The organism is Helicobacter aurati (genome assembly GCF_003364265.1).
Taxonomy (GTDB): domain Bacteria; phylum Campylobacterota; class Campylobacteria; order Campylobacterales; family Helicobacteraceae; genus Helicobacter_A; species Helicobacter_A aurati.
Genome location: NZ_NXLW01000007.1, coordinates 1 through 13,673, shown reverse-complemented (window position 1 = coordinate 13,673; position 13,673 = coordinate 1). Strand labels below are relative to the sequence as shown.

General features: G+C 37.7%; 13 protein-coding genes. 11 read left to right on the top strand and 2 right to left on the bottom strand.

Annotated elements, in window-relative coordinates; all coding sequences use genetic code 11:
- The first annotated feature begins 5 nt into the window (after positions 1–5).
- The 5 genes from ssuD (at position 6) to CQA66_RS04745 (ending at position 8,091) form a co-directional block, all read left to right on the top strand.
- Positions 6–1,151 carry an alkanesulfonate monooxygenase gene (gene ssuD / locus CQA66_RS04765; RefSeq protein ID WP_104762843.1) on the top strand — a complete coding sequence of 382 codons (1,146 nt, stop codon included), beginning with the start codon at positions 6–8 and terminating at the stop codon, positions 1,149–1,151.
- 333 nt (positions 1,152–1,484) lie between these two features.
- Positions 1,485–2,309: an ABC transporter permease gene (locus CQA66_RS04760; RefSeq protein WP_199770429.1), complete on the top strand. Its 825-nt coding sequence runs from the start codon at positions 1,485–1,487 to the stop codon at positions 2,307–2,309.
- 158 nt (positions 2,310–2,467) lie between these two features.
- Positions 2,468–4,984 carry a sulfurtransferase TusA family protein gene (locus tag CQA66_RS04755; protein WP_233707710.1) on the top strand — a complete coding sequence of 839 codons (2,517 nt, stop codon included), beginning with the start codon at positions 2,468–2,470 and terminating at the stop codon, positions 4,982–4,984.
- A 10-nt stretch (positions 4,985–4,994) separates the two neighbouring features.
- Positions 4,995–6,791: a siroheme synthase family protein gene (locus CQA66_RS04750; RefSeq protein ID WP_104762844.1), complete on the top strand. Its 1,797-nt coding sequence runs from the start codon at positions 4,995–4,997 to the stop codon at positions 6,789–6,791.
- The gene (locus CQA66_RS04745; RefSeq protein WP_104762845.1) at positions 6,763–8,091 is read left to right on the top strand and encodes a YeiH family protein; all 1,329 of its coding nucleotides are present in this window, start codon (positions 6,763–6,765) and stop codon (positions 8,089–8,091) included. Before CQA66_RS04750 ends, CQA66_RS04745 begins: the two co-directional genes overlap by 29 nt.
- Positions 8,092–8,146: 55 nt before the next feature.
- Here CQA66_RS04745 and CQA66_RS04740 read toward each other — a convergent pair whose 3' ends face one another.
- Together CQA66_RS04740 and ald are read right to left on the bottom strand one after the other, a co-directional pair.
- Positions 8,147–8,722 carry a DUF417 family protein gene (locus CQA66_RS04740; protein ID WP_104762846.1) on the bottom strand — a complete coding sequence of 192 codons (576 nt, stop codon included), beginning with the start codon at positions 8,720–8,722 and terminating at the stop codon, positions 8,147–8,149.
- Positions 8,723–9,146: 424 nt separating this feature from the next.
- Positions 9,147–10,262: an alanine dehydrogenase gene (gene ald / locus CQA66_RS04735; RefSeq protein ID WP_104762847.1), complete on the bottom strand. Its 1,116-nt coding sequence runs from the start codon at positions 10,260–10,262 to the stop codon at positions 9,147–9,149.
- 293 nt (positions 10,263–10,555) lie between these two features.
- On the opposite strand from ald, the gene rpmJ reads away from it, so the two are divergent.
- From rpmJ to rplQ, 6 genes are read left to right on the top strand one after another with little or no spacing between them, the layout of a single operon-like run.
- On the top strand, positions 10,556–10,669 hold the full coding sequence (gene rpmJ / locus CQA66_RS04730) for a 50S ribosomal protein L36 (RefSeq protein WP_104762848.1): 114 nt from the start codon (positions 10,556–10,558) through the stop codon (positions 10,667–10,669).
- 3 nt (positions 10,670–10,672) lie between these two features.
- Positions 10,673–11,035 carry a 30S ribosomal protein S13 gene (rpsM, locus tag CQA66_RS04725; RefSeq protein ID WP_104762849.1) on the top strand — a complete coding sequence of 121 codons (363 nt, stop codon included), beginning with the start codon at positions 10,673–10,675 and terminating at the stop codon, positions 11,033–11,035.
- An 11-nt stretch (positions 11,036–11,046) separates the two neighbouring features.
- A complete protein-coding gene (gene rpsK, locus CQA66_RS04720) occupies positions 11,047–11,442 on the top strand; it encodes a 30S ribosomal protein S11 (RefSeq protein WP_104762850.1) in 396 nt (131 codons plus the stop codon).
- Between the two features lie 9 nt (positions 11,443–11,451).
- Entirely contained in the window at positions 11,452–12,078 is a 627-nt protein-coding gene (gene rpsD, locus CQA66_RS04715) for a 30S ribosomal protein S4 (protein ID WP_104762851.1), read from the top strand.
- 17 nt (positions 12,079–12,095) lie between these two features.
- Positions 12,096–13,109: a DNA-directed RNA polymerase subunit alpha gene (locus tag CQA66_RS04710; RefSeq protein ID WP_104762852.1), complete on the top strand. Its 1,014-nt coding sequence runs from the start codon at positions 12,096–12,098 to the stop codon at positions 13,107–13,109.
- Positions 13,110–13,121: 12 nt separating this feature from the next.
- Positions 13,122–13,475, top strand: coding sequence for a 50S ribosomal protein L17 (rplQ, locus tag CQA66_RS04705; protein WP_104762853.1), 354 nt, complete (start codon positions 13,122–13,124; stop codon positions 13,473–13,475).
- Positions 13,476–13,673: the final 198 nt, after the last annotated feature.

Sequence of the window (13,673 nt, the reverse complement as noted above, 5' to 3'; positions counted from 1 at the left end):
ATAATATGGAAGCAAGTTTGTTTTGGTTTTTGCCCACTTATGGGGACGGTAGATATTTAGGGAGCAACGAGAGTGCAAGGAAAATCACTTTGGAATATCTTACGCAGGTAGCTTTAGCAGCCCAAAGTAATGGTTTTGAGGGGGCGTTAATCCCCACTGGTCGCTCATGCCTTGACTCTTCTATCGTGGCAAGTAGCCTTATTCCGCTTACAAAGACTTTTAAATTTCTTGTGGCGTTGCGCCCGGGCGTTATTTCCCCAACTGTGGCAGCAAGATGGGCAGCAACACTTGATAGTTTGAGTAATGGCAGAGTGTTGTTTAATCTTGTTGCAGGCGGGGATAATGAAGAGTTTGAGGCTGATGGGATTTGGCTTAATCATCAAGAGAGATATGAGCAAGCCTTTGAATTTACACAAATCTGGCTCGATTTACTAGAGGGTAAGGAAGTGGATTTTGCAGGCAAATATTATCGTGTAAAGGGCGCGAGCCTCTTTCATAAGCCGTTGCAGATTCCGCACCCACCGCTCTTTTTTGGTGGTTCGAGTGAAATAGCGCATTCTCTAACAGGAAAATATGTCAATAAATATTTAAGTTGGGGCGAGCCGCCATTTATGTTAAAAGAAAAAATAGAATCCGTTCGTAAAGAGGCAGAAAAATACAATAGGGAAGTTTCCTTTGGAGTGCGGCTACATATTATTGTGCGAGAGAGTGATGAGGAGGCGTTTAAAGAGGCGCGTAAGCTTATTTCTAAGTTAGATAGTGCCACGATAGAAAAAGCGCAAAGAGATTTAAGAAACTATGATTCTATCGGGCAGCAACGTATGGTTTCTTTGCAAGAAGAGGCAAGGAGAAAAGGTAATTTAGAAATTTATCCCAATCTTTGGGCAGGCGTTGGTTTGGTTCGCGGTGGAGCTGGGACAGCGTTAGTAGGTAGTGCTAAAAATGTCTTACGTCTTATGCAGGAATATGTAGATGTAGGTATAGATACTTTTGTTTTATCTGGATATCCCCATATTGAGGAGACTTATTATGTCGGCGAGCTTCTTATGCCATATATTCAGAGTCCTCAAATAACTAAGAATCTTAGAGAAATAGAATATAAGCATGATTGTATAGCCAATCGACGTTGGAATGAAGAAAAACTCGCTTAGATTCTGTGGAGTTGCAAAGAATTTGAACTTTGCTTGGAGCTTGGGAGATTTGTGTTTAGTTATTGCCATAGTGATACAAATTCGCATTGAAGCCTTATATTGAATATATAAGGGAAGCTTAGAATCGAAGTCTTACGATGATTTTGTTGATACGCAATTAAGACAGAAAGGCGCGTAAGCGCAATAAATTTCTCTACGACTGAAAGTTAGAGCGAAAATTAAAGCTTTACAAAACACGTATGATTCAAAGAAATATTTAAAACCGTTTGTCTATGAATCAGAATCTTAAAGAACAAAGACTTTTTATGTGTTCGTAGAATATGAAGGAATGAAATGAAAGATAGAGCATTTTATAGACATTTTCCTATTGTCAAATTTTATTTTTCGCTGTTATCAAAAAACAAGCCAAGAATTGTAGCCGTGCTATTGTTATTGGGGTTTATAATGCTTTGGGAATTTGTATGGTGCGATTTTGTCTCGCCACAATTACTGCCTAAGCCAAGTAGCATTCTTTTATGCTTGCAAGAGCTCCTAATAGACGGTTATAAAGATGTGAGTTTATTAGAACATTTAGGCATGAGTTTGCAACGAATCTTTATAGCCTTTTTGCTTGCCGCATTTACTGCTATTCCTTTAGGAATGTTGAGCGGATTGAATGCCTATATCCGCGCGATTGTGGAGCCTGCTATTGACTTTTTACGCCCTTTGCCGCCGCTTGGTTACTACACAATTCTCATTCTTTGGCTGGGTATTGATGAGGAATCAAAAATATGTCTTTTGTTTCTGTCTGCCTTTGCCCCATTGTATGTTGCTTCTTTGCGCGGTATAAGCAGAGTCAAGAAAGATTATATTTTGCTAGCACAAAGTCTTGGTGCTAAAAATGGACAACTCTTTCTTTTTGTGCTTTTACCTGCAAGCTTAAGTGATATTTTTACAGGGCTTCGAATAGCCCTTGGCGCGACTTACTCTACATTGGTAGCCGCAGAAATGGTGGCAGCACAATCTGGCTTAGGTTGGGTTGTCTTGGATGCAAGCAAGTTTATGAATACAGATATTGTATTTGCAGGTGTGATTCTGATAGGGCTTACAGGGTTGGCACTTGATAGATTATTGGGACTTTTGAAGCATTTTTATATTCATTGGGAAGGTAGAGTATAAACACTAAAAGGCGAACTATTTCATAGATTAAAGAAATCATGAGGGGGAAAGGAAATAGCAGCTTTTATCTCTCAATAGTCAAGAAACAATAATCATGAAGCAACAAGCTCTATGCTTATTGTTTCTTTGGAAGCAATAAATTTATATAAGGAAGAATAATGAGCAGTAACTTTTACACGATACCACGATCTGTATTGCAAGATGATTATGAGTTTTTCGCAAGTAACTATAAAGATTTTTGTGAGGGTAGGCTTGATGAATTAACGTTTAAAACTATTCGTGTGAGTTTTGGAATCTATGAACAAAGAGAGCCTAATACTTATATGGTTCGTATTAAAACAAATGGGGGAGTGATTTCTCCTAGCCAACTTATCACATTAAGCGAGTTAGCAAGAGATTATGCTGACCCTAAAATTCATGTAACAACACGAGGCGGTGTGCAGTTACACTATGCCAAATTAGAGAATCTGCAAGAAATCATGCAAAAGCTCCATGCTGTCGGACTTACAGGACGGGGTAGCGGTGGAAATACGGTAAGAAATATCGTGGGCGATCCGCTCTCTGGAATTGCAAAAAATGATATTTTTGATATTTTGCCTTATGCCAATGAACTTACAACAAGAATGTTGGGGCTTAAAGATTCTTTCAATTTGCCACGTAAATTTAAAATTGCTTTTTCAAGCTCAAGTGCGGATAGAGCTCATGCGACGATTACTGATATAGGCTATATTGCCAAAATAAAGAATCAACAAAGAGGCTTTAGCGTATGGATTGCTGGAGGTATGGGCGCACAAAGCAGACTTGGATTTAAGCTCTTTGATTTTTTACCAGAGAATGAAATTTATTTGCTCGCTCAAGCCGTTAAACAAGTTTTTGATAGAACAGGCAATCGCAAGAATAAACATGCCGCGCGCTTACGATTTGTAGCTAAAAAGCTTGGTGAAGAGGAGTTAGCAAGGCTTATTCATGAAGAAATGGCAGCCTTAAGGCAAAGTAAAGATTGGGAAATTACAATAGAACCTAGAGATTTTACACTCCCTACAATTCAGGCAGAACAACTTCCAGCGATGACGCAAGAGCAAACATTATGGTGGAATCGTTTTGTAAGAGAACAAAAGCAAGCGGGCTATTATTATGTCAAGATACCCTTGCAACTTGGAGATATTCCGTATGAATCTGCGAAGAATCTTGCAGAAAAACTATTAAGTTACAACGCGCATGAAACAACTATTTGTTTTACAAGCAATCAAAACATGTATTTACGGCATTTGCGACCAAGTCAGCTTTTGGCACTCTATCCTTTGATTAGCGACTTTTCCATACAGAGTAGCAAACCTACAATTATTGGTGATATGGTAGCCTGCACAGGGGCTGCGACTTGTCAATTAGGTATCACTCGCCCAAGAGGAGCGATTGTAAAAATTGAGGAATATTTGCGAAAAAAACACTTGGATTTAGATTCTTTGCAAGGATTTCGAATTAATATGTCTGGTTGTCCTAATTCATGTGGGAATCATGCCACGGCTAATCTTGGATTCTTTGGTAAGGTTCTAAGAGAGGGCGAGCGACCTTATCCTGCTTATAATGTGCTTGTTGGCGCAGTGATAGAAGAAGGCAAAACGCGCTTTGCAAGGAAAATTGCCGAAGTGGCAGCTTTCTATGTCCCGCAGTTCGTTTATGAAGTGTTAAAAACTTATATTGCTTGTAAGGCAGAATATCCGAGTTTTGAGTCATGGGTGGATAGTGTTGGTGAAGAAATTATCAAAGATATAGCCGAGAAATACAAACAAGTCCCAAGTTTTGAAGACGATAAGAATCCTTATTTTGATTATAGTAGTGATTCAGTATTTTCATTGAAAGGACGTGGAAGCGGCGAATGTAGCGCGGGAATGTATGATTTAATAGAAGCCGACAAGAAAGCTTTGAATGAGGCTATCAAGCAAGCGCAAGTGGATTCTAATGGCGATTATACATTGATACGTCTGCTTGCTTGTCGTATGCTTTTGGTGGCTAAAGGGGAAGAAGCTCGTGATGAGGTGGGTGTTTTGCGCGCATTTCAAAAGCTCTATATTGATAGCGGATTGATTGATAGGACATTTAGCGAATTGCTTATTGGCAAGGCAGATGCAAGAGCCATTGATTTGGGTAAGGCTGTGATTGCGCTATATGCAACAATGGATAATTCACTCAAATTTGCTAAAGAGCGAGAAGAGACAGGTAATTCTCAAGGGCAGTCTTTAGCTGTTGCTACTCATAGCATGGCAGATAGTGAATCTTCCTCTATAAGTTTGTCTAATCACTTACAATCTGATACCCCACAAACTTCCTCGAGCAGCCATGATTCTAAGCTTGCTTTTATCCCTTGTTATGCTAAGTCGGGCGATTCTATACATTTAGATAAAGAATCTATAAATTACACAGATAATACTCAATGCAGTAAAGCAGATTCCATGTCTGCACGATGCAAAGATTTGCGCGGGGTTGCTTGCCCAATTAACTTTGTCAGAGCGAAGCAGGAATTGTCTTTAATGCAAAGTGGAGAAGTGTTAGAAATTTTGCTTGATAATGGAGAACCTATTGAGAATGTCCCGTTATCTCTACAAAGCGAAGGGCACAAAGTGCTTTTACAGACTCAAGAAGACACATTTTGGCGTGTCAAGATTCAAAAAATATAAAGGATAGATAATGAGTAGACAGCATTCTTTGCAAAATCATATCCTCCCTATTGCCTTGAAACCAAAAAAAACACTGCTCATTGGTGCTGGCTCTGTGGCAAAACAAAAATATCAAGTGCTGCTTGATTCTGGCTTTGAGGTAAGCATTGTTGCACGTAGAATTACCGATGATTTTTTTCTGCCTTTGCAGGAAAATATAAAATTCATGAGCCTAGATTTGACTTACTCATCAAGTGAAACAAACTCGTATGATAGATATTCAAGTGATTCTAAAGATTTAGCGATTAATACCTCTATATCTGATTTATCTTCTGGCAAGAAACAAACAGATATTTATGATTCTCTTACAGAATCTACTTATGGTGGAAATGACATTGTGCGAAATTGCACAGATTCACAAAGCCGTACTTGCACGATAAAGAATCTTGCAACACATATTGCGCAGCAGTTTGTTTTTTTGCATGGCTTTGAGATCGTCATTGATGCGAGTGGAGATAGGAATCTTGGGCAATTTTTGTATGAAAATAAACGTAAATATGGTTATTTATTGAATGTTGTAGATGTTCCTTGTTTATGTGATTTTTATTTTGGTGCAATTACGAGAAATGGTAACGTCACTGTGCTTGTAAGTTCTAATGGCGCAAGTCCCTTATTAGCACAAAGCATTCGCGACAAAATTGCAAATTTACTTCCAAAGGCTCTGGCAAATTTTTCATATTTCTTGCAAAAAACACGAAAGAAGCCCCTTAATTCTCTGCAAAAGGCACAGATAAAAGCTGCTTGTCAGAGGAAATTAGGCAAGGTTTTTATTATTGGTTGCGGTCCGGGGGATTTCAAGAGTCTTACTTTACGTGCTTTTGAAACACTTAGTTTGCTCGATGTGGCATTGATTGATAATCTTGTGGGTGAGGGAATTCGAGAATATTTAGCAAGCCATAATGTACAATGTATTAATGTTGGGAAGCAAAAAGGCAAGCAAAGTTGCAAACAAGAGGACATTCATGCCCTTATGCTGCAGTTTGCAAAAGAGGGGAAATGCGTGGGTCGATTGAAAGGAGGGGATCCTGCAATATTTGGTAGGGTATGGGAAGAGGGGAGTTTTCTTGCGGAAAATGGTATCGAAGTAAGTTGTGTAAGCGGTATTAGTTCTAGTCTTGGGGGAGCATTAAGTGGGGGGATAATTCCTACACTTCGGGGCATTAGCTCTGGCGTAGTTATTGTTTCTGCGCATTTAAGGGAGAGTGTTTTTCATACAGAATGGCTCTATTGGCTTAAAAATTCGTCCTATACTTTGGTGGTAATGATGGCTTATAGTTTTGCAGAACGTATTGTAGAGAGCGCGAGAGCTTTGGGTGTTAACCTCACTATTCCTGCTGCGTTTGTTTCTAAAATAGATTCTAAAGAACAAAAGAGTGTAATAGGTACGTTTGGGGAATTGGTACAAATGGCGGCACTTTGTGAAAAGCCCGCTGTACTTATTATCGGGGAAGCTGTGCGAGCCTCTCTAACAATGCCTTATAAGGGAGAGAGAATAGTGCTTGCAAGTTTAGAATCTAACAAACAAGAAATTGCATATAAGCAGGGAGAATCTTTACAGGGAACATTGCAAGAGTTTCTCGCAGAATCAAGTGTATTTGCAGAGTGCACAGCTTGCGTGTCTCAAGAAGCACAAGGCGAGAGGCTAGAATCTCCCCATACATTAAAAGAGCAGTCAAATGAAGATTCTAATATTTTTCAGACAAAGGTAAATGTTGCAATAGTAGATAAAAGGAAACAAGATGAGTGTAAGGCAATTGCTTTGGTATAACAAGGAGGACAATTGGGCGAATGTCATCGGGATTTCTTTGGTTGTCGTTATAAGCATCGCATGGTGTATGGATATGTTCCATATCTTTGATATATTCCGCGTGCAGTTTACGGGTTGGAGTGGATTGGCTGTAATTAAGTCGTTGCAGAATACCCATTTTTTGCATATCGTTGTTTTATGGATAGTATTTATGGTGCTTTTTGCTGTTGTGGCAAGATATTTAGAGCGAGATGTAGGGAAATTTATCGTGGGGTTTAACGTTGTGTATTGCCTCTCTTTGCTTGTTGGAATCTTAAGCACACAGAGTCTTGCTAAGGAATGGCAGCTTGAGATGCCTCTTGTTGCTTTACTATTAGGGCTTATCCTTAGTAATACTTTGTCTTTGCCACAATGGTTTAAGGATACGTTTTTAACAGAATTTTACGTCAAGATTGGAATCGTCCTAATGGGTGCGACATTACCTGTAACATTGCTCTTTAGTGCGGGTAGTGTGGCTATTATGCAGGCTTGTATTGTTACAATAATTACGTTTTTTAGTATATTTTTTGTAGCAACAAAATTCTTTGGTCTTCCAGCTGCCTTTGGAGCAACTTTAGGTGCAGGGGGTAGTATATGCGGTGTCAGCGCAGCTATTGTGATAGGTAATGCAAGTGGGGCACAAAAGGAACATGTGAGCGTAGCGATTAGTATTGTCGTTTTTTGGGCTGTGATTATGATTTTTGTGTTACCTCTTTTGTGTCATTTGTTTGGGCTTGATATGGGTGTAGCTGGAGCATGGATAGGCACGTCAGAATTTGCTGATGCTGCTGGTCTTGCTGCTGCGCAGGGCTTAGGAGATGAGCGAGCTGTGGCTGCTTTTACGCTTATAAAAGTTATTGGACGTGATATGTTTGTTGGTGTATGGGCTGTGCTTGTCGCGTTATTGTCCGCGGCTGTATGGCATAAAAGCACAACTGCTAATGTGAGAATCTCTTCTCGTATCATTTGGGAAAGATTTCCTAAGTTTATTTTAGGTTTTATGCTTGCTTCTGTTATAGGGACAATGTTTGTATCTTATCTACCAGAATCTACGCATAAAGCCTATCAGGCGGAAGCTTTAGGATTTGTTAAGGAATTGAGAAATTGGGTATTCACTTGGACTTTTCTCTGTATCGGGTTAAGCACGGAATTTAAAAAGATTATTCGAGTAGGTTTTGCTCCTTTCATTGCTTTTAGCATTGGAGTGGCTATTAATTTGCCGTTGGGGTTTTTTCTTTCTAACTATATGTTTGTAGATTTTTGGCGCAATTTTATGCGCTAGTTTGTTTGCAGTGATTCAGTAAAAGCTTGTTCTTTATTCTTTAGGGGATTGGTTATCATGCGCGTTTGCTTTTTGTTCTTAACATTCTTTCTGCGCAACTTCCAACAACGATTAAAGCGCATGTCATAATGGCAATATCCTTAAGTACAAGACGTCCAGCTCCAGCTAAATAAGGAAAGCCATAATCCATGCCACCAAGATTTGGCACCCATACTTCCGGTGTTGTTATCAAAAAAGAGAGTGTAATACAAGTCATGAAAAACACCAATATACCGCCTATCACACCTAAAATAGGATAGAATAGTCCAAGTAATGTCATTGTACCGTAGAGAATAATCAATATGCCAAGCCCGTAAGATACAAGATAAGTTCTATTTTCATCATGCCATTTATGTTTTTGTTCATCATAAGTACCTTCTGGAATCTTATGTGGTTTGTAATGTTCTGAATCTTTATAAAAAAAACTAGATAGAGGGGAATTTGCAACGAATGGAACTATGCCTTCTGCTTCATAATTGATGAATTTTAATCCACCAATCCAAGCAAAAATAATAAAAATCGCAATATGAGAGAGAATTGCAGCAGCATGTTTCAGTTTAGACAGGTTTTCTAAAATCATTGTATTGAGCATTAAATATCCTTTTATTTAAGATATAAATAAGATTTGGGAAGCAAGGACTATAAGTTAATTAGAATAATAATTAGTAAATATTTATTATTGATTATATGGAACGAGTAGAATCCTTGAGAAAGATTCTAAATATAGAACTTATTGAAATAATAACTATAAATTTTAGAATATTATGCCTATAAAATTACAAAGGAAATGTAATGAATTAGAATCTGTTTGTCGCTTATAGGCAAGGCATCAAGAGGTGTGATACACTTCAACTACTTAGCTTTGAATTATTAATGATATTTATGTTTAGATATTTGGAATAAGGGATTCTGTTGTTACAGATTCTCTATTGTATGAGCCTTAGTCTCTTGCATACTTGTAATATTGACAAGAGATTTAGGTAAATTAACATTAAAACTTAATTCTAGGATGTTGCCTATGCGCTCGCTAAGGCTTCTTCGGTATTTGTATGGGAAATATCAAAGGCTTCACTGACGGCTTTATAAGTGCATTTTCCATTGCAAGTATTGACGCCTTCAAATATAGCGACGTTTTTCAATGCAGCTTCTTTTGCTCCGAGACTAGCAATTGTCAAACCAAAACTAAGAGTAGAATCTGTAAGAGCTAAAGTAGCTGTTTTTGCCACAGAACCTGGCATATTTGCCACGCAGTAATGTAGGATTCCATCAAGTTCATATATGGGATCGTCATGTGTTGTAGCTTTGGAAGTCTCAAAACAACCGCCTTGATCTATTGCCACATCAGTAAGTATAGATCCAGCTTTCATAAGTGCTAAATCTTCTTTTTTAACAAGTTTAGGTGCTTTTGCCCCCGGAATAAGCACAGCACCTATAACAGCATCTGAATTGGCAATGCTTTCAAGTATGTTCGCTCTTGAACTATATAAAGTGTGGATTCTCATGTTAAAGATTTGATCTATATAAGCTAGTCTTGCTGTATCTATGTCTAATATCGTAACATCTGCCCCAATACCCATAGCCAATTGCGCAGCATTTAAGCCTACGACTCCCGCACCAATAATGGTGATTCTGCCTTTAGGAGTACCTGCTATACCACTTAAAAGCATACCATTACCACCAAAAGTTTTTTGGATATATTTACTAGACTCAAGTACAGCTAGACGTCCTGCAATAGAACTCATAGGTGCTAGACACGGCAAGACACCACGTGCTTTAATGGTTTCATAGGCAATAGAAAAAATCTTTTTTTCTAAAAGCATGTTTGTAAGTTTTCTATCTGCAGCTAAATGCAAATAAGTGAAAAGTATTTGTTTTTCTTTGAAATATTCATATTCTGATTCTAAAGGTTCTTTCACTTTAATGATCATTTGTGATTCTTCAAAAAGTGTTGTTTTGTCAACTATTTGAGCACCGTTTTTTTGGTATTGTTCATCGCTAAAGCCAATAGCCTTACCCGCATCATGTTCAATAAGCACCTTGTGCCCAGCCCGAGTGTATTCATACGCATTTGCAGGGGTTAATCCCACGCGATACTCACGAGCTTTAATTTCTCTTGGACAACCAATAATCATAATTTCTCCTCAAAATAAAATAATGTGGTTAGATAAACTTTATAGAATTGCTAGATTCCAACCTTAAAAAGATATATAGTGAAATAATGTAAATACTTTATAGTATTTACGCATCAGCATTAAAGTAGAAATACCTACTTTAAGTAATATTCGTTATTTAAACATGAAAATTTGCTCAATAAAGCGAACTATTAATTTAGGTATGTTACAATCATTGGTTTAATTTCTTTGAATGTTTGAATCTAAAGGAATTAAGGGACTTAAGTTTGAATCTAATGGTTAGGAGTTGTTCTATGAAAGTTCGACCATCAGTTAAAAAGATGTGCGATAAGTGCAAGGTTATTAAACGTAAAAGGGTGGTTCGTGTGATTTGCGCGAATCCCAAACATAAACAAAGACAAGGATAAAACATGGCTAGAATTGCTGGTGTAGATTTGCCAAAAAAGAAGAGAGTAGAATATGCTCTGACTTATATTTATGGTATTGGGCTTAAGAGTTCAAGGGATATTTTGAATGCTGTAAATATTTCTTTTGATAAGCGAGTTAATGATCTCAGCGAAGATGAAGTTTCAAGAATTGCAAAAAAGATTCAAGAAAGCTATATGGTTGAAGGTGATTTGCGCAAAAAAGTAACAATGGATATTAAAGCATTAATGGATTTAGGTAACTATCGAGGATTAAGACATCGAAGAGGCTTGCCTGTACGCGGACAAACAACAAAAAATAATGCTCGCACCAGAAAAGGCAAGAAAAAGACAGTTGGTAGTAAATAAGGAGTAATGTAATGGCGAAAAGACAAACAGGCGTTAAGAAAAAAGTCATAAGAAAGAATATTGCTAAGGCAATTGTTTGTATATCTGCTTCTTTTAATAATACAAATATTACCGTAACTGATGAAATGGGAAATGTAATTTGTTGGGCTACTGCTGGTGGCTTGGGATTTAAAGGAAGTAAAAAGTCAACTCCTTATGCTGCGCAGCAAGCCGTAGAATCCGCGATGTCGAAAGCAAAAGAACATGGAGTAAAAGAAGTTGGTATTAAGGTGCAAGGACCAGGAAGCGGTAGAGAAACTGCTATCAAGAGCGTTGGCGCAATAGAGGGTATTAAAGTATTATGGATTAAAGATGTAACGCCGTTACCGCACAATGGCTGCCGTCCGACTAAAAGAAGAAGAGTGTAAGGAGAATATATGGCAAGATATAGAGGACCTGTTGAAAAGATTGAAAGAAGATTTGGCATCTCTTTAGCTTTAAAGGGCGAAAGAAGACTGGCAGGTAAATGTTCCCTAGAACGTAGAAATTATGGACCAGGGCAGCATGGACAGAGACGAGGTAAGATTTCAGATTACGGTTTGCAACTGCGAGAAAAACAAAAAGCAAAGTTTATGTATGGTATTAGCGAAAAACAATTCCGTTCTATTTTTAAAGAAGCGAGTCGTCAAGAAGGCAATACAGGTGAGAATCTCATTAGACTACTTGAAAGTAGGCTTGATAATGTTGTCTATCGTATGGGCTTTGCAACGACAAGGAGATTTGCTAGACAGCTTGTTACACATGGACATTTGCTAGTTGATGGGAAGAGAGTAGATATTCCTTCTTTTAGTGTTAGGCAAGGACAAAAGGTAGAAATCAAGGAAAAGAGTAAAAATAATTCACAAATTATTCGCGCCATTGATTTGACTTCTCAAACAGGCATTGTGCCTTGGGTTGATATTGATAAAGAAAAAAAATTCGGAGTCTTTACAAGAAATCCAGAGAGAAGTGAAGTTGAGATTCCAATAGAGGAACGTTTGATAGTAGAGCTCTATTCGAAATAAGATATGAGGGTATTATTATGAAAAGTATAAAAATAAGACCATATATTCCAGAAAAGCTTGAAATTGAAGAGCTCGCGCCAGACCATATTAGACTTCACGCCTATCCTTTTGAGCCTGGTTATGCCATTACGATAGCCCATCCTGTGCGCAGATTGTTGTTATCAAGTACCGTGGGATATGCTCCTATCGCTATTAAGATTGATGGTGTAGCCCATGAATTTGATTCTGTACGTGGTGTGGCAGAGGATGTTACTCCTTTTATCGTGAACATTAAAAATCTTAAATTCAAAATTAAAGAGGAAGCACAAAGTCAGGAAAAATTGGAAGTTTTTTATGAATTTAACGGACCTATGGAGCTTAGAGGAGGGCATCTTGATAATGAATTTGTAAGTATTATTGACGCAGATTCTCATCTTGCAAATATTAATAGTGAGGCGAAGCTCAAGTTCTCTCTTATCATACAGAAAGGATTAGGGTATGTACCTAGCGAATCAATTAGAGAAGAAATAGGGAATGATTATATACCGCTGGATGCTTTTTTTACTCCTGTCAAAAAAGCCGTCTATCAAATAGAGAATGTATTACATGAGAGTAATCCCAATTTTGAAAAAATTGTTTTTGAAGTAGAGACGAATGGACAAGTCGAGCCAATGGATGCTTTTAAAGAAGCAGTAGGTATTATGCACTCTCAAATGAGTGTTTTTGGGGCGGAGTTAAGCGATGTACCTACAAGCAACAATCGATTAAATGATGATTCTCCAGAGCTTAAAATCTTGCTTGCTAGTGTTGATACCCTTAATCTTGAGCATCGACCAAGCAATTGCTTACAAAAAGCTGGTATCAAGTATATTGGTGAATTGGCTCTAATGAGCGAGAGCGACTTAAAGAATATTAAAAATTTAGGTAAAAAATCCTTTGAGGAAATATCTAGCAAAATGAATGAAATAGGCTATCCCATTGGTATGGATTTACCCAATGATTTAGTAGTAACCGTCAATAAGAGATTGGCAAAACTTAAAGGACAAAATTGAAAGGATAAAGATATGAGGCATAAACATGGATATAGAAAATTAGGAAGAACTTCTGCTCATCGTAAAGCGTTATTAAAGAATCTCAGTATCGCTCTTATTACTCATAAGAGAATCGAGACAACTCTCTATAAAGCAAAAGAATTGCAACAGTACATTGAAAGATTAATAGGGCATTGTAAAGTTGAAAACTTTAACACACATCGTTATATTTTTGCAGAATTACAGGACAAAAAGGCTACAAAACAGCTTATTACAGAGCTTGCGCCGAAATTACTCGTACGTAATGGTGGTTACACGCGTATTCAGCGAAGTAGGATTCGTAAAGGCGATGCGGCTACTATGGCAGTTATTGAATTGATTTATTAATTGCTTTGATTGCTTGTGTTTAGCAAGGCAAGGAACTTTTTGGTTTTTGTTGGAATGTTCATACTATGAATTTCTCAATTATATTATTATAAGGATCCCCCTAATGTTCCGCAAAACACAAGATGAAATCATGAGTCATTGGCATATTGGCTTAGAAACTTCTCAAGAAATATCTCTAACACACAATCATCAACACAA